Raw genomic sequence first — 25,379 nt, 5'->3', positions numbered from 1 at the left:
TGTACGGGACGCTAGGGACGGCACCTGTGGGCGCACATTGGCTCAGCCATGTGCCGGCTATGAAATGTGCCGGCTCTGGTGCGCGCGGGCGTCGAGCTCGGGACGCGCGAGTAGTCTTGACCGACGGACCGCGCCACACTCCGCGCTGCGCGCCGAATCCCGTGGAGAACGAGTGCCTGCGATCCGGATCACCTCACGCAACGCCCGCTTCCAGTTGCTCCAGACGTTGCTGACGAACCGTACGAAGCGCCACCGCGCCGGTGAGTTCATCGTGCAGGGTGTGCGCCCGATCAACCTGGCAGTCGAGCACGGCTGGGAGATCCGTAGCCTCATCCACGACATCGACCGGAAGCTCTCCACCTGGGCGCGCGACATCCTGAACCGCAATCGGGACGCCGAGGAGATCGCGATGGCTCCGGATCTCTTCATGGAGCTGAGCGAGAAGTCCGACGGTGCCGCCGAGCTGCTCGCCGTCGTTGCGATGCGCCCCGACGAGCTGGACAGGATTCCGGTCGCCCCCGATTTCCTCGGCGTGGTCTTCGACCGGCCCACCCAGCCGGGGAACATCGGCTCGATCATCCGCTCCGCCGACGCGTTCGGCGCGCACGGGGTCGTCACCACCGGTCATGCCGCGGACGCGTACGACCCGAAGTCCGTGCGCGCGTCGACGGGATCCTTCTTCGCGGTGCCCACCGTGCGTGCGGCCTCGCCGCGCGAAGTCGTGCAGTGGGTGGAGGCGCAGCGGGCGGCGGGCACGCCGATCGTCGTCGTCGCCACCGATGAGGTCGGCGACGCCGACGTGTCCGCGTTCGACCTGACGCAGCCGACGCTGCTGCTCATCGGCAACGAGACGTCGGGGTTGTCCCAGGGTTGGCGTGAGGCTGCCGATGTGACGCTCTCGATTCCCATGGCGGGAGCCGCGAGCTCGCTCAATGCGGCGAACGCGGCGTCGATCGTGCTCTACGAAGCGAGGCGCCAGCGGCTCGCGTGACGCTGTGCGCCATGCCGCGCATGCTCTGCGGGCACCGCTGGACCGTAGCCAGCGGCATCCGGCGTCACAGAATTGACCCTGCTTCACCCCCCGAATAGGGTAGGAATCAGCGGTCCATCTGAATCGATTCACTACTCCGCACGGCGCTGTGCATCGATGCCCGCCGTGCTCGAAAGGGCAGGCATGGCGACCTTCAACGATCTCGCGCTCTCGAGGCGGCAGCTCCTCGGCTACTCGGCGGCGGCGGCCGCGGCAGGGGTGCTCGTCGCGAACGCCGCGCCGCAGTCGGCCGGTGCGGCGGCCGGCTCGGTGCTTCCCGCTGGCAAGGGCAACGCCTTCGGCATCGCCGAGTTCGCCGACCCCGGCTCCGGGCTCGCGCCGAAGTTCCGCTGGTGGTGGCCGAACGGCCAGGTCGAGGTCGACGAGATCGTGCGCGAGGTGAACCAGGTCGCCGACGCCGGATTCGGCGGACTCGAGATCGCCGATGTGCACCACAGCGTGGCATCCGGTGACCTCGACATCGACGGGTTCCCGTGGGGCGGCGACCGTTGGTGCGAGGCGGTCGAGGCCGCCCTCGCGCAGGCGAAGCGCCGCGACATCCGTCTCGACATCACGCTCGGTCCGTCGTGGCCGACCGCCGTGCCGACCATCACCCCGCAGCACGAGGCGGCCCTCACCGAACTCGTGCACGGCGTCGTCGAACTCGCACCCGGCCAGGCCCACAGCGGCGCCGTGCCCGTGCCGGCGATCGGCCCGGAGCACGGGGTCGACGAAGAGGTGCTGCTCTCGGTGCAGGCCTTCGAGATCGTCACGAAGCCCGTCAAGGGAAACATCGTGCTGAAGCGCTCGACCGGAGTCGACCTCACCGACACCGTCGTCGACGGAGCGGTCGAGTGGACCGCCCCGGCCGGCACCGCGAGCTGGGTGCTCTTCGCCTTCTGGCGCCGCGGCTCGGGCCAACTCGCCGAGGGCGGTGCGCACACGAACCCGACGTCGTACGTCGTCGACCACTTCAGCGCGGCGGGCGCACAGGCCGTGATCGACTTCTGGGAGTCGGAGATCATCTCCAAGCGCATGTCGAAGCTGCTCACCCAGGCCGGGGGCGCCTTCTTCGAGGACTCGCTCGAGATCGAGACGGGGGCCACGATCTGGACCCGGAACCTGCCCGAGGAGTTCAGCGCGCGCCACGGTTACGAGCTCATGCCGTTCCTGCCCGTCGTCATCGAGCTGAAGGAGAAGTACCTCTACGACTTCGACGACATCGTGACGACGCGTGTGCGCGACGATTTCAACCAGGTGCTGAGCGACCTCTACTCGGAGTACCACCTCTTGCCGTTCCGCGACTGGGCGCACTCCCACGGGCTCGAGTACCGGGTGCAGGCCTACGGCCTCGAGCAGGATTCGATCGACCAGGCCGGCATCGTCGACATCCCCGAGACGGAGTCGCTCGGCGCGAAGAACGTCGACGACTACCGGGTGCTCGCGAGCGGCCGCGACATCGCGGGCAACACGATCCTCTCGTGCGAGTCGGCTGCCTACTTCGGCAAGGCGTACTCCGCGACGATCGCCGAGGTGCTGTCGACGCACGGTGAGATGTACGCCGGCGGCGTCAACCAGTCGGTGCTGCACGGGTTCCCGTACGCGAGTGCGCCGGGGGCCGGCTGGCCGGGCTTCGCGGCCTTCAGTCCGTATTACGACGACGCGGTCGGCTACTCAGAGGCATGGGGCCCGCGGATGCCGGTCTGGGCGCACATGCCCGACGTCGCCGCGTACCTCGCCCGCACGCAGTGGGTGCTCCGCGCCGGACGCCCGCGCTACGACATCGTGTTCCTGCGGCAGAAGGGCTGGGCGCAGACGGGCATCGGCGCTCCGTGGGCGACCGCATCGGGCATCCCCGTCGGCTGGACGCACGGGTTCCTCACCGGGTCGAGCCTCGACCGCGCGGGCGCGGTGCTCGCCGGCGGGCGGCTTGCTCCCGAGGGCGGCGCGTACAAGGCCGTGATCGTCGACATCGACCGGTTCCGCGGCAACGAGGCGACGCTCACCGTCGCGACCGCCGAGCGCCTGCTCGGCTTCGCCGACGCCGGGCTGCCCATCGTGCTCTTCGGCGACTGGTCGAAGCCCGGTGCCGTGGGCTTCCGCTCCGATGAGGAGAACGCCCGCGTCGCCGAGCTGGTCACGGCACTGCGCGACTCGCCCTCGGTCGCACTCGCCGCGGCGAACGCCGACATCCCGATCGCGCTCGCGAGTCTCGGGGTGGCGCCCGACGTCGACCACGAGACGTCGAACCTCAAGCACATCCGGCGCGTCGACGGCGGTGTCGACTACTACTACCTCGTGAATGCGAAGCACAATCCCGGCAAGGACAAGCTCGTGCCCATCGACCACGACATCGTGCTCACTGCGGAGCACGCAGACAGCGTGCCCTACGAACTCGACGCATGGTCGGGTGAGGTGCGGCCGCTCGTCGCGTATCGTCGCGACGGCGCGCGCGTCACGGTTCGGGTGCGCCTGCAGCCCGCGCAGTCGACGGTCATCGTGCTGGCACCGCGCGACTGGGCCGGTAAGAAGGCCCCGAAGGAGCAGGTCATCGAGACCGACGCCGTCTCGGTGCGCGCGGCCAAGAAGGGCGTCGAGCTCGTGACGGATGCCGCGGGGCGCTTCTCGGTGCGCTTCGCCGACGGTCGCACGGCGAGTGCGACGGTGAAGGAGCTGCCCGCGCCGATCGAACTCACGTCGTGGACGCTCCGTGTCGAGGACTGGCAGCCCGGGGCTTCGGCGACCGAGACGGCGAAACCGGTCGTGGAGGTTCCGCTCTCGGGCCTGGTGCCGTGGAACGCGATCCCGGGGCTCGCCGACAGCTCGGGCATCGGGCGCTACACGACGCGTATCAAGCTCGGCAGCGAGTGGAAGAAGTCCGGCGCCGGTATCCGCCTCGAGCTCGGCCGCGTCGTCGACACCTTCCGGGTTCGCGTCAACGGCAAGCTCGTCGAAGACCGCGACCTCACGAGCCCGACCGTCGACATCAGCGAGTTCGCGCACCCGGGCAACAACACGGTCGAGGTCGAGGTCGCCTCGACGCTCATCAACCGCCTGCGGGTCGTGAACCCCACGGTGTACGGCGGCGTGAAGCGCGCCGACTACGGCATGCTCGGCCCGGTCGTGATCCGCGCCTACGGCGTGGCCGAGGTGCGCTGACCCGGTACCGGCAGCGCCACGTCGGGCGAGCGGATGCCACGAGCGGAGGGTCGCGGCATCCGCTCGCTTCGCTGCGTCTCATGGCCACGCGGCATCCGCTCATGGAAGTCATAGGGAACGCATAGCCGCGCGCGGATACTGGAAGCATGAGCACTGCACCGACTTCGGCCCCGCATCGCGCCCCCGCCATCGCGAAGGGCGACGGGTCGATGGTGCGCGTGCTCGTGGTCGATGACGAGCACTCGCTCACCGAACTGCTCAAGATGGCGCTGCGCTACGAGGGGTGGGACGTGCGTACCGCGAGCGACGGTTACTCCGCAGTCAAGATCGCGCGCGAGTTCCGCCCCGACGCGATCGTGCTCGACATCATGCTGCCCGACATCGACGGACTCGAGGTGCTGCAGCGGGTGCGGGCAGACGGTTCGGAGACGCCCGTGCTCTTCCTCACCGCGAAGGACTCGCTCGACGATCGCATCGCCGGTCTCACCGCGGGCGGAGACGACTATGTCACCAAGCCGTTCAGCCTCGAAGAGGTCGTGGCGCGCCTGCGCGGGCTCATCCGCCGGTCGACGCTCACGCTCGCCCAGGCCAAAGATCCGGTACTCGTCGTCGGCGACCTGACGCTCGACGAGGACTCCTACGAGGTCGCCCGCGCCGGCGTGCCGATCGAGCTCACCGCGACCGAGTTCGAGCTGCTTCGCTTCCTCATGCGCAACCCCCGTCGGGTGCTCTCGAAGGCGCAGATCCTCGACCGGGTCTGGTCGTACGACTTCGGCGGCAAGGAATCCGTCGTCGAGCTCTACATCTCGTACCTGCGCAAGAAGATCGACGCCGGCCGCGAGCCGATGATCCACACCGTGCGCGGCGCGGGCTACATGCTGAAGGCCGTCGGATGACCCGGCCGGGCGATCCCGGCCATGCGACGTCTGCGCGGGCGAACGTGACCGCGCAGGCCGCCCCGACACGCGATTCAGGCGGCGGCGACGCCGGCAGCGGCCGGGACAGGGGCGGCGGGGACAGGGGCGGCGGGGACAGGGGCGGCAGCGGTGCGACGGCGGATGTTCGGTCGGGCCGTCGTTCGTGGACCTTGCGCTCCAGACTCCTCGTCGTCGTGGCTGCACTTCTCGTGGCCGTGAGCGCCGTCGTCGGCCTCGTCAGCGTCGCGGTCTTCCACAGCTCCTCCGTCGCCCGGCTCGACGCGAACCTCGATTCCACGATCTCCCGTGCGAATCTCGCGATCTCCGGGCAGCCGCCGGGATTCCCCGGGGACCCGTCGGCCGCGCCGTCGCTCATCCTCAACATTCCGGGTCAGCAGGCGGGCACCCTCGCAGCACTGACGCAGGCCGACGGCTCCAACCGAGCCGGTTACATCACCGAGCACGGTCGGGTGCTCGACCTCCCCACCGAGCTCGCCGACGTGCTCGCCTCAGTTCCGACCGACGGCGATCCGCACTCGGTCGACGTCGGACAGCTCGGCGAGTACCGCGCCCTGGCGATCGCGCAGGAGGAGTGGGAGGGGGTCACGATCGTGCTCGCGCTGCCGCTCGCGCAGGTGAACGCCGACACGACGCAGCTCGCCGTGACGATCGCGGTCGTCGCGCTCGCCGGCCTCGTGCTCGCCCTCGGCTTCGGCTCGCTCATCGTGCGGCGCGCGCTCAGCCCGCTCGCGCGCGTCACCGCGACGGCGCAACGCGTCTCGGAGCTTCCGCTCGATCACGGCGACGTCGCACTCGCCGAACGGGTCGACGTCGACGACGAGCGCACCGAGGTGGGGCAGCTCGGTGGTGCGTTCAACCGCATGCTCGGCCACGTGGCATCCGCTCTCTCGGCGCGTGAGCAGAGCGAGCAGAAGGTGCGCCGTTTCGTCGCCGACGCGAGCCATGAGTTGCGCACGCCGCTCGCCTCGATCCGCGGCTACGCCGAGCTCACTCGCCTGCACGGCGGTGAACTGCCGCCCGACGTCATGCACGCGATCGGCCGCATCGAGTCGGAGTCGGTGCGCATGACCGAGCTCGTGGAAGACCTGCTGCTGCTCGCTCGCCTCGACGAGGGGCGCGAGCTCTCGGCGCTGCCGGTCGACCTCGGCCGGGTCGTCGTCGAGGCGGTCGGCGATGCGCAGGCAGCCGGCCCCGGCCACGAGTGGGAGGTGCGGCTTCCGGATGCTCCGTTGACCGTGATCGGCGATGAGCCGCGTCTGCGCCAGGTCGTGACGAACCTGCTCGCGAATGCCCGCGTGCACACGCCAGAGGGCACCTCGGTCGTCGCGTCGCTCGTGCGAGACGGCGACGATGTCGTGCTCTCCGTCGAGGACGACGGGCCCGGCATCCCACCCGAACTGGTGGACTCGCTCTTCGAACGCTTCGCTCGCGGCGACTCGTCACGATCGCGTCTTGCCGGCAGCACCGGTCTCGGGCTTGCGATCGTGCGTGCGGTGGTCGAGGCGCACGGCGGCGACGTGTCGGTGTCCACCGAGCCCGGGCGCACCGAGTTCGTCGTCGAGCTGCCGCTCGCCCCGGAGGTCGCGCCTGCAGCACGAGCGGGGTAGCGCTGCACCGGGGGTAGGCCGGGCTGGCCGGGCTGGCCGGGCGGCCGGGCGCGCTGACCGCGGCGCTGGCAGGCACCGAACCACGCTGCTGCGGTGCTCGCGCTTAGGCTGGTGTCGTCCGCCATCGCAGCGACCCGAGACTTCACATGAGCCTGCAGCAGTTGATCACCCGTATCGCCGTCGAACTCGGGTGCCCGGCCCTCGTCGAGGACCATCGTCGGCGCGTCGTCGCGTACAGTCCGCATCCCGACGAGATCGACGATGTGCGCCGGCGCTCCATCCTCGAGCATCGGGCAGATCCAGCGGTTCACGCCTGGCTGAGCCGGCTCGGCGTCTACTCGGCGGTCTCCGCCGTCCGTGTTCCGGCCAGTTCCGAGCTCGGCATGCTCCCGCGCGTGTGCGTGCCGATCAGTCGATCCGGTGTCGTGTTCGGTCACCTCTGGTTCATCGAGCCGGCGGGGTTCGCGAAACGGCTGGACCTCGCGCGAGTCGGTGACTGCGCCGAGCAGGTCGCCGACGAGTGGGCGCGCGTGCGGATGTCAGAGAACCTCGAGTCCGCACACGAGCATGGGCTGGCCCGCGAGCTGGTCCTCGGCCGCGCCGAGGTGCGGCGCAGGGCCGCCGACGAACTCGTCGAGTCGGGCCGGTTCGAGAGCGGATCGCTCCGCGTCTACGTGCTGGATGCCGGGTCGCCGTCGATCGCGCACGACGAATCGGTCCGTGAGGCGCTCGAGCGTGCCGCGCGCCGCGCGCGTCAAACGCTCGGCGGTCGCGGCGTCGTAGCGCTGGTCAGGCGGGACCACGCGGCGGTCGTCGTTCCATCCTCGCCGGGGCGCTTCGCCGACTGCGACCGCATAGCGGAGGTCATCGCGGAGTCGGCGGTCGACGCGGCCGCCGCCGGCCTCGGCGCGCTGCGGGTCGCGGTCGGCGGTGAGGCGTCGGTCGTCGCCGCTCGCGCGAGTTACCGGCAGGCTCGCCGGACGCTCGGCATCGCTGCGTCATTCGGCCTCGACGGGACCGTCTGGCATTGGGATCGCCTGGGTGTCTATCGCGGATTGGATGCAGCATCCGCCTTGGGGCTCCGGTCGAGCGACTTCCAGCCCGGGCTCGAGCGCGTGTCGGCCGAGCGGGACGGCCACGCTCTGATCGAGACGCTCGAGTGCTACCTCGCGGCGGCCGGGCACGTGCAGGAGGCTGCAGCGCACTTGGGCGTGCATAGAACCTCCCTCTACAACCGACTGGCCCGTGTCGAGCGGATCCTCGACATCGACCTCGGCAACGGTCTCGACCGATTGGGCCTGCACGTCGCGCTCCTGCTGCGGGCCGGCGCAGCGGGGGATCGCGGGAGCCGCGGCCACGGAACCTCCGCGGTCGCGTGAGCGTTCCGGTTCCGGTTCCGGTTCCGGTTCCGTCGCCGCGTCGACATCTGTCGATCGAGGCCCGAGCCCGCCGCAACATCTGACGCGTGCCCCGGGATGCCCCTGTGCTTAGCCTGTGGATGCCACCGGGTGGCCGCCCTCGCCTGCATCTGCAGACGGCGGATGCCCCCGACCACGTTCGAAGGAGCACCCCATGACACCAGCGGTCCCATACGCCGGCGGCCGACGGCACGGTCGCACCGTCGCCATCGCCCTGACGTCGGCACTCGCGCTCGGCCTCGTCGCGGCGGCTCCCGCGCATGCGGCGCCGGAGCCGGCACCGGCCGAGCCGACCTTCCAAGACGGCCTTTCGCAGTCGGTCTTCACGAAGGTGTCGACCGAGTGGATCAACGAGGAGGCGTGGGTCGAGAGCGAAGTCGACTCGGATCGCGACGGCAGGCCGGACCTCGTGCACATCGATGTGAGCCGCGTGCCGGAGACCGCTGACGGCCTCAAGGTGCCGGTGCTCATGGAGATGAGTCCCTACTACGCCGGCGGCACGGATGTCTCGAACTGGCCGGTCGACCACGAGATCGGTTCCCCGCCGACGGAGAAGCCCGCATGGCCGACCTTCACGCCCACGAATCGCACGAGCCCGCGCATCTCGGGCTCGCTCGAAAGCACGTGGGTACCTCGCGGATTCGCTGTCGTGCACGCCGAGGGGCTCGGCAGCGGCTGGTCCGAGGGATGCCCGACCTCGGGCGGCGAGAACGAGTCGCTTGCAGGCAAGGCGGTCGTCGACTGGCTGAACGGCCGAGCGACTGCGTACACCGCCCCCGATCGAGCGTCGACGGTCTCTGCAGACTGGACGACCGGAAACGTCGGCATGATCGGCACCTCGTACAACGGAACGTTGCCGATCGGCGTTGCGAGCACGGGCGTCGAGGGCCTCGAGGCGATCGTCCCGGTGTCAGCGATCTCGAACTGGTACAACTACTACCGCTCGAATGGCGCGGTGCGTGCACCGGGCGGCTACCAGGGCGAGGATCTCGACGTGCTCGCCGACTACGTGTACACCCGGTTCGACCAGGAGATCTGCAAGCCGGTCATCGACGAGCTCCGTGCGAACCAGGATCGCGCCACCGGTGACTCGAGCGCGTTCTGGGAAGAGCGCGACTATCTCGCTGACGCCGACCAGATCACGGCCGCCACACTCGTCGCACACGGTCTGAACGACTGGAACGTCATGACGAAGAACGCCTCCGACCTCTACGAGGCCCTGAAGGCGCGCGGAGTGCCGCACCAGATCTACCTGCACCAGGGCGGCCATGGAGGCAACCCGAACGACACGTTGCTCAACCGCTGGTTCACGCGGTATCTCTACGACGTCGAGAACGGGGTCGAGCAGTTGCCGAAGGCGTACGTCGTCCGCGAGGACAGGGCGCTCACCGAGTACCCGGAGTGGCCGGACCCGGCTGCGGATTCGGTCAAGCTGAAGTTCGCACCGGCAACTGTGGCCGACGGGGTCGGCGGGCTCGCCGTCTCCCGAAACGGTTCGCGTGCGACCGAGAACCTCATCGACGACGCGGGCATCCGGGCATCGGCGCTCGCTGCGGCGGAGTCCTCGCCGAACCGACTCGCCTACCGAACCGCCGTTCTCGGTGAGCCCATGCGCCTCTCCGGCACGCCGTCGGTCTCGCTCGAAGTCGCGGTGGGCCGTTCGAAGGCGAATCTCTCGGCACTGCTCGTGGAGTACCCGGCATCGGGATCGCCGAAGATCATCACGCGCGGCTGGATGGATGTCGAGAACCGCGGTTCTTCGGCCGTGACCGAGCCGATCGCGCCGGGGGAGTCGTACACCTTCGACTTCGACTTCGAGCCGAAGGACTACGTGTTCTCCGCCGGCTCGCGGATCGGCGTGGTGATCATGTCGTCCGACAACGAGTACACGGTGCGCCCGGCGCCCGGCACCGAGTTGACGCTCAAGCCGTCGGCATCGACGGTGCACCTGCCGCTCGTCGGCGGCATGGGCGCACTGCAGAAGTCGCTGCACTCGGCGAAGTGATGCGGGCGGGCGCCGGCTGCCTCCAGTGAGGCGACCGGCGCTCGCGGTCAGTCGCCGAGGCGACCGAGCAGCTCGGCGAACATCTCGATCTCGTGCGGCTGCCAGGTGCTGAGCCGTTCGCGCAGTTCGGCCTGGTTGTCGCGTCGGATGGTGCTGATGCGCTCGGCCGCAGCGGGCGTCGCGGCGAGCAGTCGTGCACGGGCGTCGTGCTCGTCGACGCGTGACTCGATGAGCCCGAGTTCTTCGAGCATGCGCACCTGCCGACTGAGCACGCTCTTGTCGGTGTGCAGTTCCTCGGCGAGGGAGCCCGCGTGTGAGGGCCCCCTCGCGACGAGGGACGACACGACCTTGTAGCCCAGGGGCTGCAGGTCGGGGTGCAGCTGCGTGGCGTAACGCTTCCAGTTGGCACGCACACGGTGGAACAGCCGGCCGAACTGCAGCTCGACGGCCGCGATGGCCTGCTCGGTGTCGAGGGTGGGTTCGGCGGTCATGCTGCCCATTTTAGGCTCGGCCGCCCCTCGCGCCTGCATCGGCGTCGACGGCCGGGATGGCGCCGGTCACGGGAACCGCGACCGAGCCTTCCGACACCTCGAACAGCTCTTCACCGGCCTGCTCGAGCTCACGCTCGAGCGGGGACCCCGAACGCTGCTCGGCCTTCGCGCGCTGGATGGCGCTCTGGGTGCCGAGATCGGCGTTGGGCAGGAAGATCACGGCGATGAGGGTGACGATCGCGAGCGGCACCGCGGCGAGGAAGACGTTGCCGACTCCCGTGCCGTAGGCCGACTCGACCACGACGCGGAGGAAGTCGGGCAGCGCGCTGATCTGGGGGATCGTGCCGCCGGTGCCGAGCGCCTCTGCCGCCTGCGCCTGCTGCTCGGGCGGAAGCCCGCCGATGCCGGTCTTGATGTTCTCGGCCACGACCGTGCCGAGGATCGAGCCCATGACCGAGACGCCGATCGTGCCGCCAAGGCTGCGGAAGAACGTGACGGCGCTCGTGGCGACGCCCATGTTCTTCACGGCCGTGGTGTTCTGCACGACGAGCACGAGGTTCTGCATGACCATGCCGACGCCGGCGCCCAGCACGAACATCGAGACGCCCACGTACCAGAAGTTCGTGTCGTAGTGCAGCTGGGCGAGCAGCAGGGTGCCGACGGTCAAGAGCGCGCTGCCCAGGATCATGTAGGACTTCCACTTGCCGCGCCGGCTCACGAGTGCGCCGATGACGGTCGAGGAGATGAGCACGCCCGCCATCATCGGGATCGTGAGGAGACCCGACTCGGTGGGGGTCGCGCCGCGCGCGAGCTGCATGTACTGGCTGAGGAACACCGAGGTGCCGAACATCGCGACACCGACCGAGATCGACGCGACGACGGAGAGCGTGAAGGTGCGGCTCTTGAAGAGGCCGAGCGGGATCACCGGCTCCTTCACTTTCAGCTCGACGACGACCGCGATGATCAGGAGGAGCACAGCGCTGCCGGCCATGAGGAGGCTCGGCGCGGAGATCCAGTCGAAGTCGTTGCCGGCGAAGGTGACCCAGAGCAGCAGCAGCGAGACGCCCGCCGAGATGAGCACGATGCCGAAGTAGTCGATCGTGACTTTGGTCTTCGGTCGCTTCGGAAGGTGGAGGGTGCGCTGCAGCAGGATGAGCGCGGCGACCGCGATGGGCAGGCCGACGAAGAAGTTCCACCGCCAGCCGGCAGCGTCGGTGATGACGCCGCCGAGCAGCGGACCGCCGACGGTCGCGACGGCCATGACCGCACCGAACAGACCGGCGTACTTGCCGCGCTCACGCGGGCTGATGATGTCGGCCATGACGATCTGGCTGAGGGCGGCAAGGCCACCGGCGCCGAGACCCTGGAAGACGCGCATCGTGATGAGGGTGGCCGCGTCTTGCGAGAAACCGGCGAGTGCCGAGGCGACCACGAAGATCACGAGGGCGAGCTGCAGGAGCAGCTTGCGGTTGAAGAGGTCGGCGAGCTTGCCCCAGATGGGCGTCGAGACGGTGGTGGCGAGCAGTGTCGCCGTGACGACCCAGGTGAACGCCGACTGGTCGCCCCCGAGGTCGGAGATGATAACCGGCAGCGAGCTGCCGACCACCGTCGAGGCGATCATCGACACGAACATGCCGAGCAACAGGCCCGAGAGCGCGGTGAGCACCTGACGATGCGTCATACCGCTTTCAGTGAGTTCGGCGCGTGCTGCAGGGTTCTGTTCCTGCTGTGATGCGCGGGTGTTCTTGGGTGCGCGATTGCGCGAGGCGAGTGCCATTTGACTCCTGCAGATTGATTGACGAGGATCAACTATAAATGAATAGTAGACCTATGTCAACTAACGGAGGAGCCATCGGAACTCACTCGATGACCGCGGTCGCCTCCAGCTCGACGAGCGCATCGGTGCGACCCAATTCGGCCACGATCAGCACGGTCAGCGCCGTCGGTTGCGTGCCCCACACTCGCGCCGACGCCGCGTAGCCCTCATCGACGGATTGCCCTGCGGCGAGGTAGACCGCGAGCCGCACGACGTTCGACTGGTCGGCGCCCACCTCGGCGAGCACGGCGAGCACGTTCCTGATGGCCTGCTCGGTCTGCGGGCCGAGGCCGCCGGGAACGATCGCGCCGGAAGGATCCGTGCCGTTCTGGCCGCCGACATGCAGGGTGCGGTGTGCTCCACTCACGAGCACACCCTGACTGAAGGCCGGATTTGTGTGCAGCGTCGGGGGGTTCAGATGTGTGATCTCCATGTCGCGAGTCTGCTCTCGTCCACCGACATCGGCCAGCCCCTTGCAGACCTCGTGATTGCCGACATCGTCTCCGGGATCGCGGCGCGGCGGTCGCCGATTTGGCGGATGCCGGGGCATCCGCTAGCCTGTTCGGAGCCGAAGACCGCTGGTTGTCGTGCGCCTTTCTGTGTTCATCACCGAGAGGTTGCGACCGAAGTCTTGCGAAAGCAAGGGCCCGCGCAGGTGTGACGAAGACTTCCGGGCGACCGACCAAGCTCCGCGCAACTGCGCCGGAGCTTTTTTCTTTCCCACGACCAGTTCATCGAGAACAGCCCAGCGCTCCAGGCCGTGCACCGCTTCCGCGATGCACGTTGAAGACACAAGGAGTGGCCATGGCGAACAAGGAAGCCTCGGTTGCCGAACTCACGAACCTGTTCGAGAGCTCGACCGCCGTTCTGCTGACCGAATACCGCGGCCTCACTGTTGCTCAGCTCAAGACGCTGCGCAAGTCCATCAGTGAGGACGCGAGCTACGCCGTGGTGAAGAACACGCTGACCAAGATCGCAGCGAACAAGGCCGGAATCTCGTCGTTCGACGACGAGCTCGCCGGTCCGTCCGCGATCGCATTCGTGCACGGTGACCCGGTCGCCGTCGCGAAGGCCCTGCGTGCCTTTGCCAAGGCGAACCCTCTCCTCGTGGTCAAGGGCGGCTATTTCGATGGCAAGCCCCTGACCGCCGAAGAGGTAGGCAAGCTCGCCGACCTCGAGTCCCGCGAAGTGCTGCTGGCGAAGCTCGCCGGCGCATTCAAGGCCTCGCTGTTCGGAGCCGCATATCTGTTCAACGCACCGCTGTCGAAGGCCGTTCGCACGGTCGACGCGCTGCGTGAGAAGCAGGAGTCCGCTGCGTAGGCGAGAGCCTCTCAAGCGGTGAGTAACCACAGAATCTAAGGAGAATAATCATGGCGAAGCTGTCCACTGAAGAACTGCTCGAGCAGTTCAAGGGCCTGACCCTCATCGAGCTCTCTGAGTTCGTCAAGGCATTCGAGGAGACCTTCGAGGTCACCGCGGCCGCCCCCGTCGCCGTTGCCGGCGTTGCGGGCCCCGCTGCCGCTGTTGAAGAGGTCGAAGAGAAGACGGCGTTCGACGTCGTCCTCGAGACGGTCGGCGACAAGAAGATCCAGGTCATCAAGGTCGTCCGCGAGCTCACCTCGCTCGGCCTCGGCGAGGCCAAGGCCGTCGTCGATGGTGCACCCAAGGCCGTGCTCGAGGGCGCGACCAAGGACGCCGCTGACAAGGCGAAGGCTGCTCTCGAAGAAGCCGGCGCAACCGTCACCATCAAGTAGTCGCCGCCTTCGAAGAAGGCAGCACTCAGACGGCAACCGTCACCGTCAAGTAGTCGCCGCCTTCGAAGAAGGCAGCACTCAGACGGCAACCGTCACCGTCAAGTAGTCGCCGCCCTCGCGAGAGGAACGCAGCTTGACGTGACGAGCGTCACCTGAATACACGGATGCCCCGTGGCTCACGAGCCACGGGGCATCCGTCGTCTCGGAGAGGCGTCAGGAGCAGTGCCCGTTCGCGACCTTCGCGTCGACGTCGACGTACCGCGGCCGGTAGTTGTCGACCTCCTCGTAGAGGTCGTTCGTGTCGAAGCTGTTGACGTTGTAGGTGACCATGAGGGTGTGCCCGTTGCCGAGCTCGGGGTGGGCCTTCGCGTTGTAGGTGAAGACGTTTCCCGAGGTCTCAGGGGTGTGGTAGATCTCGGTCTTGCCGGTGAACGGTCCCTCGAGGCTCGTGCTGCGGTACATCACGATGCTGGCGCTCAGCGCCTCGGTCGCGTCGCCGGTGACGAGGGTGAACCGCCCTTGAAAGCGGCTCACGCTGAACTCGTTCGACACGCCCTCGAGGATGCGTTTGGATGCGGCGGGGTCGTTCGTCCAGCCGGCGTCGCCGAGGTACTCCCAGGTCTGGGTCGTCAGGCCGCCGGCTGGCACCCGCGCGAGGTGAGCGAACTTCTGCGCCTGGAGGTCTTCGACACCGTAGACGTAGGTGTAGCCGTCGTCGGGGTTCTCGTAGATCGCCGAACCCCACTGCACGCCGGCCGATGGCACGTCGTCGACCGCGACGAGCTGCATGCCGTCGAGGTCGAAGCTCGCGACGGCGCTGTTCGCGAACCGGAAGTCCCAGATGCCGTCGCCAGTGCGCTCGAACTCGAGCAGCATGACCTCCAGCTGATCGCCCGCGACGGTTGCGTCGCCGAACCAGTACCAGTTCTGCGTCTCCTCGCCGCCCTCGACGTGCACGAGGGAGGTGGGTGCCGCCTCGGTGCCGCCCGTGTACGTCGTCAGCTCGCCATCGTCGTCGACGATGATCGAGTTGTGCACGAACGTGGAGTCGAGCGGACGCCCGTGATCGTTGTCGACCTCGCCGAGGAAGGTGTCGGAGTAGATCCACGCGATGCTGCCATCGGGCAGCGGCACGCTGTACGCCGAGTCGGCGCCGGTCCAGCGCCCGGCGGTGTCACCGTAGTCGCCGAAGCGGTCGCGCAGTTCCTCGTTCACGGAGGCTGAAATGCGGGCGCACCCGTTGGCGGCGGTCGCGGTGAGCGGCGCCGCGGTGGCGGCGAGCACGATGGCTCCCGCCGCGGCGATCAGCCCGAGCCGACCCTCGCGCGGGGTGGTTCGTCGAAGCATGGTGGGGCTCCCTCCCGGCGTCGTCGCCGGATCTGGGGATCGGGTGCAGAACAACCGAATCCGTGTTAACGTTACCAATAGCGGAGCGTAGCAGCTCTGGTCCGCTTCCTTCCGGCCGAGATTCGTGACCCCGATGAGCGTGCGCTCTCGGTGCCGCGCGGGCTTGCACTTTCGATTCGCACAGCACCACACCACGAACCGTTGTCTTGCGGCGACTGGGCCAAAGTTGATACTTTGGCGAAGCGGTTGGTAACGATACCGAACAAGGGAGTTCCAGTGAATTCACGACGAATGAAAATCGCGGTCGGAGCGGCCGCACTGGCCGCATCCGCGATGCTGCTCACCGCATGCTCGGGCGGCGCGGCCGATACCGGCGAGACGACCGGCACGCTCGACTTCTACACCAACAAGGCTGCGTGGGAGCCCGACTTCGACGAGCTCAACGGGGCCAGCGAGGCATCCGTCGACATCTCGCTCAACACGACCGGCTACTCGGATGCCGATCAGTACGACGCCTTCATCAAGCAGTCGTTTCGCACCTCGAAGAGCCCCGGGCTCTTCACCTGGCAGACCGGCAGCTCGCTCACCGAGCTCGTCGACGAAGGCCTCATCGCCGAGACGACCGACATCTGGTCGAACGCGGTCGACGAGGGCTGGGTCACCGAAGACCTGCGCGAGACGTACACGGTCGACGGCAAGCAGTACTGCGTGCCGATGAATATCGCCTACTGGGTCATGTACTACAACACGAAGATCTTCGAGGAGCAAGGCATCGAGGTGCCGGCGACCTGGGAGGAACTCGACGCCGCGGCCGAGAAGCTGACCTCGGCCGGCATCACGCCGTACTACCAGACGTCGACGCTCTTCACCTTCCAGTGGTTCCAGCAGATGGTCGCGGGCACCGATCCCGAACTCTACGAGGGTCTCTCCACGGGCGAGGTCAAGTACACCGACCCCGAGATCGTCGACATCATGAACCTCTGGCTCGAGCAGCAGGAGGCCGGCTGGTTCAGCGATGCGGGCAGTACGGTCGACCCCGCCGTCGGGCTCAAGCAGGGCGACTACGCCATGATCAACTTCGGCTCGTTCTTCAACGGATCCCTCGACGGGGCCGGCATGGTCTCGGGCGAGGACTACGACATGTTCGTGATCCCGAAGACGAACCCCGACCTCGAGCGCACCCCGGTCGCGGTCGAATCCGGACCGCTCTGCGTGGCCGAGAACTCCTCGCAGAAGGCGCTCGGCCTCGCATACTCCGAATGGTGGATGTCGGATGAGGCGCAGACCGCATGGAGCGAGGCACGCGGTGATGTGGCCTTCAATCCGAAGGCGACGGTCGCCGACCCGATGCTCGATGAGCTCGGCACCACGGTCGCCAGCGACGACTACCTCGTCTACGACCGCTACTTCGAGGCAACGCCCACGCCGATCCTCACGGTCGCACTCGAGCAATTCGGCGCCTTCATCGCCAACCCCGGCGACCCGCTGCCGTTCCTCGCGATCATCCAGGCCGAGGCCGACACGTACTGGGCCGACCAGGAGTAACGGCGTATGGCGTCTCGCGGTTCGCAGTACCAGTGGTCCGCCCGGGGCTTCATCGCCCCGGGCGTGATCCTGGTCGCCGTCCTCCTCTACCTGCCCCTGCTCTGGACGACGTTCCTCAGCTTCACCGAGTACAACGGCCTCGGCGATCCCGACTGGATCGGCTTCGGCAACTTCGCCGAGATGTTCGAGGACCCGGGCTTCATCGGTTCGCTGCTGAACACCCTGCTCTGGGTCGTCGGCACGCTGCTCATCCCGGTCGGCATCGGCCTCGCGCTCGCGCTCCTCACCTGGAACCTGCCGGGCGGCGTTTGGCTGCGGGTGCCGTTCCTCATTCCGTACGCGCTCTCGGGCATCGGCGTCGGCCTCATCTGGTCGTTCATCCTCTCGAGCAACGGCGCGCTCGATCAGGCACTCGGCGCGTTCGGCATCACCGACACCCCGCGGTGGCTCGTCGACGCGCCACTCAACACCGTGGTCATGATCATCGCTGCGTCGTGGCAAGGCGTGGGTGTGAACGCGCTGCTCTTCACGATCGGCCTCAACTCGATTCCGAAGGAGCCGCTCGAGGCCGCCCGCGTCGACGGTGCGACCGGCGTGCGCCTGTTCGGCAGCATCCTCTGGCCGATGCTGCGCCCGCTCACCGCGGTCGTGGTGGGACTCTCGATCGTTGCGAGCCTGAAGACCTTCGACCTCGTGCTGGGCATGACGAAGGGCGGTCCAGGCCGTGCATCGGAGACCCTCGCGCTCACGATGTACAAGGAGACCTTCGTGAACAGCGACTACGGTCTCGGTTCGGCGATCGCCGTGTTTCTGACGATCGTCACGATGATCGCCGCCATCCTGTACCTGCGCGAGCAGCTCTCGAAGAAACACGAGTTCTAGCCATGTCGAGAATCCTCCGCACCACCGTGCTTATCGTCTTCGGCGTGATCTGGCTGCTGCCGGTCTACCTGCTGCTCGTCAACGCGGCGAAGTCGCCCCTCACGTTCACCACGACCGAGTCGTGGATTCCGACCGATTTCTCGCTCTTCGGCAACATCGCCGAGGCGCTGCAGCTCTCGGGCCTCGGCGATAGCGTGCTGAGCACCCTGCTCTACGCGCTCGTGTCGCCGGCGATCGCCGTGCTCGTGGGCGCCGCCGCAGGGTTCGCGATCGTCGCGCTGCGCCTGAAGCACGGGTTCGCCTGGTTCGTCGTGATCTTCGGCGGCACGGTGTTCCCGCTGCAGATGGTGCTGCTGCCGCTCTTCGACGGCTACTCGCGGGTCGGTCTATTCGACACGCAGTTCGGCATGATCCTCGTCTACACCGCGATCTCGATTCCGTTCTCGGCGTTCGTGATGCGCAACTTCTTCACAGGCGTCGCGCACAACGTATTCGAGGCGGCCGTGCTCGACGGTGCGACGACGTGGCGGATCTTCACTCGCCTCTACCTGCCGATGGCCTCGAGCGCGCTCGTCGCGATCTTCATCCTGCAGGCCACCTTCGTCTGGAACGACCTGCTGCTCGGCTTGACGCTCAGCCAGTCCGACAACGTGCGGCCGATCGTCACGACTCTCGCGGGCATGCAGAGCACCTACGGCGGCGCCCAGTTGTCGACGGTGCTCGCGGCGGGCGTCCTCGTCTCGCTGCCGACGGTCGTGCTGTTCCTCTTGACCCAGAAGTTCTTCGCCCGCGGCCTCGCGCTCGGGCAGTACTAGGAGACCGGATGTCCCTCATTCCCACGGTTGTCGACCTCGCGGCCGACCCCGTCACGCACCATTACGACGACATGATCGCGCCGTCGGGCTTGACGAACTTCCTCGGCACGGTGCGCGTCGATCACGATCTCACCGCGGTGAGCGCGACGACGTACCCGCCGGTGTCGCAGGGCCTCGCGAAGACGGCGGTGCTCTTCGTCGACGGGCGCATCTTCGAGTCGTACGGCGCCCCGGTCACGCACGAATGGCGCGCAGATCGGGTCGTGCGGCGGGCGAGCCTGCCGGGGCTCGAACTCGAGACCGTCACGGTGTGCGCGCCCGAGCAGACCGCGCTGGCGATCGACGTGCGCATCACGAACACGGGTACGGCGCACCGCTCGCTGCAGGTGATGCTCACGCTCGCCGCGCGGGTCACTCGCGCGGCCGACGCCTGGCTCGACGCCGAGACGCCGAGCGAGCGCAATGCGGTCGAGACGGATGTCTCGCGCCTCGTGTTCTCGAACGATGCGGGCGATGCGTGGAGCGTGCAGGGCGTCGACGCCGAGGCATCCGTGCGACGGAGCGGGGTCGCTGAGACGCTCGACGAGTACGAGGTCGGAATCGGCGGCACCGGGCGGGGCGGCGACGTGACGGTCGTGCTCGAACTCGCCCCAGGGGAGACTGGCCGGTTCGGGTACGTGCACGCGATCGCGACGACTCGGGAGGCCGCGCTCGCCGCGTTCGACGCGACGGCGGCCGACGTGCCGGGCGTCGTGGCGGCATCCGAGCAATTCTGGAACACGCAGCTCGAGGCGGCCTTCACGCCTGGCAACGTCGAATTCTCGGGCCACCTGCCAGTGCTCGAGACCTCGTCTGAGCCGCTGCGCAAGCTCTATTGGTGGGGTGTACTCGGGGTCATCTGGTTCCGTCGCGACTTCGCCGGCAACGTGCTCGGCCGCAGCTACGACACGCTCATGCCGAACTACTGGGCGACGACGACGTTCATCTGGGACTACAGCTTGAGCTCGATCACGCACGCGCTGCTCGACCCCGAGTCGATGAAGCGGCAGCTCAGCCATTGGATCACGAGCGACACGCACTCGCACTTCGGCACCTCATCGCTGACCGGCGGGCCCGTCGGGCGCTGGTACTCGGTGAACGACTACGCGATGACCCGGCTCGTCAACGACTACGTGCGCTACACCGGCGATGCCGGTTACCTCGACGAGACGCCGGGGGAGGGGCAGCCGGTCGTCGACCACTTGCGGTACTGGTCGCTCGCGTGGCAGCAACTCCGCGGCGACTCGCCCCTCGCCGACTACGGCGAAATCGACAACCTGCTCGAGTGCGTCAGCTCGTACACGCACGAGGTCGCGAGCTTCAACGCGGCCAACGTGTGGAACCTGCGCACGACGGCGGTGATCCTCGAGGCGCGCGGCGACGCGACGGGCGCCGCCGAGCTGCTCGCCGAGGCGGATGCGCTCGTGGCGTCCGTCGTCGACCTGTACTTGCCGGGGCAGGGCTTCTTCGCGGCGCAGCAGCCCGACGGCTCGAGGCTGCCGGTGCGCCACTGCTACGACTTCAACATCGTCGGTACGACGATCGCGGGCGACCTCGACGAGACCACCCGGCGCGAGATGGTCTCGTTCTTCGAACGCGAGTTGCAGACTCCGTCGTGGCTGCGGTCGCTCTCCCCGTGGGATGCCGATGCGAGCTACAGCGTGCGGCCCGACCACCAGTGGAACGGTGCCTACCCGGCCTGGCCCGCGGATGCCGCGCGGTCGCTCGTCGCCCTCGGCGAACCGCAGCGCGCCCTCGACTGGCTGCCGGGCCTCGCCCGCTCGACGAACCAGGGGCCGCCCGCGCAGGCGCACTTCCAAGAGGAGGCGCAGCCGACGATCAACGGCGGTGCACGCAAGGCACCGCCGCAGCTGCCGTACATCATCGACTGGGCCTGCTCGTCGGCCGGCGCGTACGTCGCGCTCGTGATCGAGTCCCTTTTCGGCGTCGACCCGTCGGTCAACGGCCTGGGCACGGTGAGCGGATGCGTCGGGGCACTCGACCCCAAGGCGGTGCTGCGCGGTCTCAGGGTCGGCGACCGGCTCATCGACGTGCACGCGAGCGGTGAAGTGGTCGAGGTTGTCGGGGTCGCCGGCGCGACTCGTCCGCGATGAGCACGCGATGAACGAGATGAACGAGGGTCGCCTGCACGACGTCTCACTCGACCAAGTCGAGATCCGCGGCGCCATCACGGTCGAGCGAACCGACGGCGGGCTGTTGCCCAGGCGGCTTCCGGCGTGGGCGCGGGAGCAGATTCCCGACCCATTCATGGTGCAGACCACGGCGGAGAGTGCGGGCATCCGCCTCGCGATCCGCACCGCGGCATCCGTGCTCGAACTCGATGTGCGCGCGACCCGCATGGCTGCCGACGAGACGGTCGCTCTGCCGCCGAGCCACTACGACGTGACTTCGGACGGCATGCTGGTGGCGCGGGCTTCGGCCGTGGCCGGTTCACGGTACGTGTTCTCGTTCGAGCGGCCGCTCGGATACGTCGTCGGCGGGCCGGCGGCGACGGTGCGCATCGAGCTCGCAGGCGCAGCCGCCGGCGGCGCGGCCGAGCGCGAACTCGAACTCTGGCTGCCGTTCACCGACGAGGTGGAGGTGCTTGCGTTGCGAGCGGATGCCCAGGTCTCGCGACCCGTGCCCACTCGTCGGCTGCGCTGGCTGCACCACGGCAGCTCGATCAGCCATGGCTACCGCGCCGACACCACGACCGGTACGTGGCCGGTGGTCGCGGCATTGCGCACCGGGGTCGACCTCACGAGCGTGGCCTTCTCGGGCAACGCGATGCTCGACCCCTTCACGGCGCGCACCATGCGCGACGCTTCGGCCGACCTCATCAGCCTGAAGATCGGCATCAACCTCGTGAACGGCGACGTCATGCGCATGCGGGCGTTCCGCCCCGCGGTGCACGGCTTCCTCGACACGATCCGCGACGGGCATCTTGAGACCCCGATCGTGGTCATCTCGCCGATCTGGTGCGCACCGGTCGAGCACGCAGCCGGGCCGACCATGCAGGATCCGACGAAGGCGTACGAATGGTCGATCGCGGGCGGCACCCTCGAGGAGGTCGCGCAAGGCAAGCTCTCGCTCGCCGCGATCCGCGCCGAGCTTCAGGACATCGTCACGCGACGTGCTGGGACCGACCCGAACCTGCACTACTTCGACGGGCTCGAACTCTATGGCGAGGCGGATGCCGCCGAGATGCCGCTGCCCGACAACCTGCACCCTGGGGCCGACTCCCAGCGCCACATCGGCGAGCGGTTCGCCGCACTCGTACTCGAGCCGTTCGCCGTTCGCGCGACGACAGGCTGATCCGGCGTCAGGTGGCGGCGCCGTCTCAGGAGCCGCCGTTCGCCCAAGGCGCCCCGACTTCGGCGAACGTCCGGCCTTCGGTCACGACGCGTTCGCTCAACTGCTCGAGGTCGTGCACGACGAGGTGCTCGCCGTCATCATCGACGCGGCGATCGAAGTGGCGGGCATCGATCGGCGTCGCCGGCGGCCCCGTGCGCACCGCCTCCAACACCCGCATGAATGCGCCCGTCGACACCGCAGGCACGAGCAGTGGTGTGCCGTCGACGACGTGGTCGAGGAGGTTCGCCAGCAGCCCGCGCCGCGCATACGCGGTCGTTGTCGGAATGGCGGCGCCCGGTCGCATGAGCTGCACGATGTCGAGGGTGTACCAGAGCACGAGCCGGCCACGGGTGCCCTCGACGATGATGCTCGGCTCACTTCGCCGGGACGCGGTGAGGCTGAGCGCACTCGCCAGCCGGCGGCCGCCGATGAGATCGACAACGAGCGACGAGGTGTCGTCGGCTTCGATGTCGTTGGCCCGGTACAGGTCGAGCTCGACGTTCGCGACGTCGGCCTCGAAAAGAGCCCCGGCGACAGCGAGCCCCGTCGCGACGGCATGGGCGAGCGGGTTCGTCACGACACCGTCGACCACGGGAACACCGTCGAGCGTGCGCCGACCCGCCCACGGCGCCCGACGCCAGTAGTCGACGGACCGCACCCACGTGCCGAGCGCACCGAACCGCAACGGCTCGCCGATCGCCCCGCCCTCGACGAGCTCGCGCATCGCCGGCACCGCTTCGGAGGCGAGACTCTGGAAACCGAGCTGCACGGCCCGCCCGGAGGCATCCGCTGCCTCGAGAAGTCGGTGGAAGTCGTCGAGGGTCGGAGTGGGCGGCTTCTCGAGCAGCACGTGCGCACCGGAGCCGAGCGCCTCGAGCGCGAGCGGCAGGTGGGTGTGCATCGGGGTGGAGAGCACGACGATGTCGAGGTCGGCGTTCGCGATCATCTCGCTCGCGTCGGCGAAGACCGCGACGTCGGCGGCGCCTGAGGGGCCCGCGTGCTCGAGCGTCGGCGGCCGGTGATCGGCGAGCGCCACGAGCCGGGCTCTACCGTCGATTTCGAGGGCTCGCGCCGCCGCCACATGGCTCGCTCCGTGCCCGTGCACCCCCGCGATGCCGATGCGCGGCACGGTCACGCTCATGCGCGTGGCTCGGGGTTCGCGAGCGCCGGGCGCACGTCGATGCCTTCGACGACGGCATTGGCGTTCGCGCCGAGCACGGCGGCGAGCCGCTCGAGTTCGTCGGGGTCGGTGACGGCTCGGTCGATCAGCAGCGCGTCGAGCCCGAGTTCGAGCGTGCCGCCCTCGGGCACCTCGACGAGTGCGTCCCAGGCGACGGCCGGGCCGATGCCGAGGTACTCGCCCACCCTGGCGAACCACGGCAACGGAGCGCGTTCACCGGGCTGGGCGAGCAGCACGGTCACGCGCCGTTCGGCGTCGGCGACCGCGAGCCACGGCGAGGTCGAACCGTGGGCGACCGCTTCGCCGACGCCGTCGCGGGTGATGACCGTGGCATCCCACTTGGGGAAACGCCAGAACACGCCGCCGTACCCGGCGCCCTCGCGGCCGTTCGTCGCGGGCGAGCCGAAGGTGAGCGCGCCGAAGTTCGCGGCGAGCGTGGTGCGCCAGCCGAGCGTCCAGGCCTCGCGCTCGCCGATGCGGAGGGCGCGACCCGTGAGGACGCGCACCTCGCTGAGCTGGGCGACGTCTCGTTCGTCGATCCACGTGAGGCGCTCGACGAGCGCGTCGCCGTCGACGGAGAGCTCGTCGCGCCGCTGCCTGCCCTGGTTCTCGAGCATGATCGACCCGACGTCCTGCACGTAGGTGCGCCCGCCCCAGTACGAGGTGCCGTTCACGTCGGGCAGGGCCACGCCGATGCCGAAGTGGTGCAGATGGTCGGTCGGATGGCTGTCGGTGACCCGCACCCCGGCGAGCGTCTCGACCGGGTGCAGGAACGGCCGCGGCGAGAGCACCGAGTCGATGCTCGTGCCCTCTTCGTAGCGTGCGACGACCCGGTCGCCGACGCGCAGCACGGGGCGGCCCGGGGAGAGCCAGCCTGCAGCTTCGGGGGCGGGGCCGGTACTGCCACGTGCTTCGAGGATGGCGCGATAGGAGAGTGGATGCGTCGCCGGCGTGCCGGCCATGGCATCACGGAGTCGGCGCCACGACTGCGCACCGAGCTCGACTCGCGGCACCGACATGGTCGTGAGCGCCGGAGCCGCGAAGCGGGCGAGCGGGATGTCGTCGATGCCGGTGACCGAGATCTCGCCGGGTACGTCGACGCCGAGTTCGCGCAGCCGGGCGAGGAGCCCGAGGGCGACGAGGTCGTTGAACGCGATGACCGCGGTCGACCCCGAGGAGAGAACATGCTCGGCCGCGCGATAGCCGTCTTCGACCTGCGAGCCGCCGGCGACGTCGTGCACGTCGAGGCCGTCGTGCCGAGCGACGAGCTCGGCGAGACCTCGACGGCGCAGCCCGTCGGAGTATGCCTGGGGCGGTCCTGAAAGGTAGGCGATGCGCGAATGGCCGAGCGCGACGAGATGCTCGCCGAGCGTGCGCACCGCGTGCTCGTAGTCGACCGAGAGCTCGGCGGCGGGATCGCTCGCCACCGGGCGGTTCACGACGACGATCGGCCCCGAACGGGCGAGGAGCGCTTCGAGCCGTTCGGCGGGCATGCGGGGCGAGACCAGCACGAGCGCGTCGCACCGCGATCGGGCCTCGATCGCGATCTCCTCCTCGTCGGCGACGCGCTCGGCGGTGTCGGCCACGAGCACCCGGTACCCATCGCGAGCGGCCTCGCGGCTGAGTCCCTTCAGCACACCCTGGAACATCGGGTTCTCGAGATCGGGCACGACGAGCGCCACCGTGTTGCTGCGGCCCCGCACGAGATTCCGCGCCATCTGACTCGGCGAGTAGTTGAGTTTCTCGACGGCGTCGCGCACCTTCGCAGAGATGGCCGGGTCGACCGTCTGGATCCGGTTCAGCACCCGTGAGACCGACGCCTGCGAGACGCCGGCGTACTCGGCGACCTGGGCGATCGTGACCTGCCGGGGCGGGTTCTGCACGTGGACCTCCATCGAGAATGAATGCTGATTCCGACGCTACGCCGGGGCGGGCGGAACGTCGCGCCGACTCGGCGTCGGCGGAAGTTGAGCGGCTGCCACGCAGGCAATCGTGGCAG

The 25,379-nt window shown here is 68.6% G+C and carries 19 protein-coding genes; 13 read left to right on the top strand and 6 right to left on the bottom strand.

The genetic code is table 11. From position 1 onward, the window contains the following. The first annotated feature begins 172 nt into the window (after window positions 1-172). The 6 genes from AC1C2R_RS05130 (at window position 173) to AC1C2R_RS05105 (ending at window position 10,157) form a co-directional block, all read left to right on the top strand. A complete protein-coding gene (locus AC1C2R_RS05130; RefSeq protein ID WP_495379202.1) occupies window positions 173-991 on the top strand; it encodes a TrmH family RNA methyltransferase in 819 nt (272 codons plus the stop codon). A gap of 183 nt (window positions 992-1,174) precedes the next feature. Next, a complete protein-coding gene (locus AC1C2R_RS05125; RefSeq protein ID WP_495379201.1) occupies window positions 1,175-4,189 on the top strand; it encodes a glycosyl hydrolase in 3,015 nt (1,004 codons plus the stop codon). A gap of 146 nt (window positions 4,190-4,335) precedes the next feature. Then, window positions 4,336-5,085, top strand: coding sequence for a response regulator transcription factor (locus AC1C2R_RS05120; protein WP_495351439.1), 750 nt, complete (start codon window positions 4,336-4,338; stop codon window positions 5,083-5,085). Between the two features lie 215 nt (window positions 5,086-5,300). After that, complete coding sequence (locus AC1C2R_RS05115) at window positions 5,301-6,734, top strand: sensor histidine kinase (protein WP_495351438.1); 1,434 nt, start codon at window positions 5,301-5,303, stop codon at window positions 6,732-6,734. A 146-nt stretch (window positions 6,735-6,880) separates the two neighbouring features. Beyond that, on the top strand, window positions 6,881-8,113 hold the full coding sequence (locus tag AC1C2R_RS05110; protein ID WP_495379200.1) for a PucR family transcriptional regulator: 1,233 nt from the start codon (window positions 6,881-6,883) through the stop codon (window positions 8,111-8,113). Between the two features lie 193 nt (window positions 8,114-8,306). Further along, window positions 8,307-10,157, top strand: a complete 1,851-nt coding sequence (locus AC1C2R_RS05105) for a Xaa-Pro dipeptidyl-peptidase (protein WP_495379199.1) — start codon at window positions 8,307-8,309, stop codon at window positions 10,155-10,157. Window positions 10,158-10,204: 47 nt separating this feature from the next. Here the strand turns inward: AC1C2R_RS05105 and AC1C2R_RS05100 are convergent, their stop codons facing one another. From AC1C2R_RS05100 to AC1C2R_RS05090, 3 genes are all read right to left on the bottom strand, one after another. After that, a complete protein-coding gene (locus tag AC1C2R_RS05100; RefSeq protein WP_495351435.1) occupies window positions 10,205-10,648 on the bottom strand; it encodes a MarR family winged helix-turn-helix transcriptional regulator in 444 nt (147 codons plus the stop codon). A 10-nt stretch (window positions 10,649-10,658) separates the two neighbouring features. Continuing rightward, window positions 10,659-12,329 carry an MDR family MFS transporter gene (locus tag AC1C2R_RS05095; protein ID WP_495351434.1) on the bottom strand — a complete coding sequence of 557 codons (1,671 nt, stop codon included), beginning with the start codon at window positions 12,327-12,329 and terminating at the stop codon, window positions 10,659-10,661. 178 nt (window positions 12,330-12,507) lie between these two features. Next, on the bottom strand, window positions 12,508-12,897 hold the full coding sequence (locus tag AC1C2R_RS05090) for a RidA family protein (protein ID WP_495351433.1): 390 nt from the start codon (window positions 12,895-12,897) through the stop codon (window positions 12,508-12,510). Window positions 12,898-13,268: 371 nt separating this feature from the next. Here AC1C2R_RS05090 and rplJ point away from each other — a divergent pair, with 371 nt between their 5' ends. Then, window positions 13,269-13,784 carry a 50S ribosomal protein L10 gene (gene rplJ, locus AC1C2R_RS05085; protein WP_139418069.1) on the top strand — a complete coding sequence of 172 codons (516 nt, stop codon included), beginning with the start codon at window positions 13,269-13,271 and terminating at the stop codon, window positions 13,782-13,784. A gap of 50 nt (window positions 13,785-13,834) precedes the next feature. Continuing rightward, a complete protein-coding gene (gene rplL, locus AC1C2R_RS05080) occupies window positions 13,835-14,218 on the top strand; it encodes a 50S ribosomal protein L7/L12 (RefSeq protein ID WP_495379198.1) in 384 nt (127 codons plus the stop codon). A gap of 213 nt (window positions 14,219-14,431) precedes the next feature. On the opposite strand, the gene AC1C2R_RS05075 is transcribed toward rplL, so the two are convergent. Beyond that, a complete protein-coding gene (locus tag AC1C2R_RS05075; RefSeq protein ID WP_495379197.1) occupies window positions 14,432-15,565 on the bottom strand; it encodes a DUF5005 domain-containing protein in 1,134 nt (377 codons plus the stop codon). 291 nt (window positions 15,566-15,856) lie between these two features. Here AC1C2R_RS05075 and AC1C2R_RS05070 point away from each other — a divergent pair, with 291 nt between their 5' ends. From AC1C2R_RS05070 to AC1C2R_RS05050, 5 genes are read left to right on the top strand one after another with little or no spacing between them, the layout of a single operon-like run. Next, on the top strand, window positions 15,857-17,110 hold the full coding sequence (locus tag AC1C2R_RS05070) for an ABC transporter substrate-binding protein (RefSeq protein WP_495379196.1): 1,254 nt from the start codon (window positions 15,857-15,859) through the stop codon (window positions 17,108-17,110). A gap of 6 nt (window positions 17,111-17,116) precedes the next feature. Continuing rightward, window positions 17,117-17,992, top strand: a complete 876-nt coding sequence (locus AC1C2R_RS05065; RefSeq protein ID WP_495379195.1) for a carbohydrate ABC transporter permease — start codon at window positions 17,117-17,119, stop codon at window positions 17,990-17,992. Window positions 17,993-17,994: 2 nt separating this feature from the next. Then, window positions 17,995-18,807: a carbohydrate ABC transporter permease gene (locus tag AC1C2R_RS05060; protein WP_495351428.1), complete on the top strand. Its 813-nt coding sequence runs from the start codon at window positions 17,995-17,997 to the stop codon at window positions 18,805-18,807. Window positions 18,808-18,815: 8 nt separating this feature from the next. Continuing rightward, a complete protein-coding gene (locus tag AC1C2R_RS05055; protein ID WP_495379194.1) occupies window positions 18,816-20,960 on the top strand; it encodes a glucosidase family protein in 2,145 nt (714 codons plus the stop codon). Window positions 20,961-20,967: 7 nt separating this feature from the next. After that, window positions 20,968-22,161, top strand: a complete 1,194-nt coding sequence (locus tag AC1C2R_RS05050) for an SGNH/GDSL hydrolase family protein (RefSeq protein ID WP_495379193.1) — start codon at window positions 20,968-20,970, stop codon at window positions 22,159-22,161. A 25-nt stretch (window positions 22,162-22,186) separates the two neighbouring features. Here AC1C2R_RS05050 and AC1C2R_RS05045 read toward each other — a convergent pair whose 3' ends face one another. Continuing rightward, window positions 22,187-23,341, bottom strand: coding sequence for a Gfo/Idh/MocA family protein (locus AC1C2R_RS05045; protein ID WP_495379192.1), 1,155 nt, complete (start codon window positions 23,339-23,341; stop codon window positions 22,187-22,189). Further along, window positions 23,338-25,263, bottom strand: a complete 1,926-nt coding sequence (locus AC1C2R_RS05040) for a DUF6807 family protein (protein ID WP_495379191.1) — start codon at window positions 25,261-25,263, stop codon at window positions 23,338-23,340. The genes AC1C2R_RS05045 and AC1C2R_RS05040 overlap by 4 nt, the downstream gene beginning before the upstream one ends. Window positions 25,264-25,379 lie beyond the last annotated feature (116 nt).

The organism is Agromyces sp. Y182 (assembly GCF_059445385.1).
Note: the sequence above shows the minus strand (reverse complement) of the source record. Positions and strands in the feature narration are given on the sequence as shown.

Bases quoted from the DNA above. Each gene is read 5' to 3' on its own strand.
- rplL (WP_495379198.1), top strand. From the start codon at position 13,835: ATGGCGAAGCTGTCCACTGAAGAACTGCTCGAGCAGTTCAAGGGCCTG.
- rplJ (WP_139418069.1), top strand. From the start codon at position 13,269: ATGGCGAACAAGGAAGCCTCGGTTGCCGAACTCACGAACCTGTTCGAG.
- AC1C2R_RS05105 (WP_495379199.1), top strand. From the start codon at position 8,307: ATGACACCAGCGGTCCCATACGCCGGCGGCCGACGGCACGGTCGCACC.
- AC1C2R_RS05090 (WP_495351433.1), bottom strand. From the start codon at position 12,897: ATGGAGATCACACATCTGAACCCCCCGACGCTGCACACAAATCCGGCC.
- AC1C2R_RS05120 (WP_495351439.1), top strand. From the start codon at position 4,336: ATGAGCACTGCACCGACTTCGGCCCCGCATCGCGCCCCCGCCATCGCG.
- AC1C2R_RS05060 (WP_495351428.1), top strand. From the start codon at position 17,995: ATGTCGAGAATCCTCCGCACCACCGTGCTTATCGTCTTCGGCGTGATC.
- AC1C2R_RS05045 (WP_495379192.1), bottom strand. From the start codon at position 23,341: ATGAGCGTGACCGTGCCGCGCATCGGCATCGCGGGGGTGCACGGGCAC.
- AC1C2R_RS05100 (WP_495351435.1), bottom strand. From the start codon at position 10,648: ATGACCGCCGAACCCACCCTCGACACCGAGCAGGCCATCGCGGCCGTC.
- AC1C2R_RS05055 (WP_495379194.1), top strand. From the start codon at position 18,816: ATGTCCCTCATTCCCACGGTTGTCGACCTCGCGGCCGACCCCGTCACG.
- AC1C2R_RS05095 (WP_495351434.1), bottom strand. From the start codon at position 12,329: ATGACGCATCGTCAGGTGCTCACCGCGCTCTCGGGCCTGTTGCTCGGC.
- AC1C2R_RS05110 (WP_495379200.1), top strand. From the start codon at position 6,881: ATGAGCCTGCAGCAGTTGATCACCCGTATCGCCGTCGAACTCGGGTGC.
- AC1C2R_RS05065 (WP_495379195.1), top strand. From the start codon at position 17,117: ATGGCGTCTCGCGGTTCGCAGTACCAGTGGTCCGCCCGGGGCTTCATC.
- AC1C2R_RS05050 (WP_495379193.1), top strand. From the start codon at position 20,968: ATGAACGAGATGAACGAGGGTCGCCTGCACGACGTCTCACTCGACCAA.
- AC1C2R_RS05070 (WP_495379196.1), top strand. From the start codon at position 15,857: ATGAAAATCGCGGTCGGAGCGGCCGCACTGGCCGCATCCGCGATGCTG.
- AC1C2R_RS05125 (WP_495379201.1), top strand. From the start codon at position 1,175: ATGGCGACCTTCAACGATCTCGCGCTCTCGAGGCGGCAGCTCCTCGGC.
- AC1C2R_RS05075 (WP_495379197.1), bottom strand. From the start codon at position 15,565: ATGCTTCGACGAACCACCCCGCGCGAGGGTCGGCTCGGGCTGATCGCC.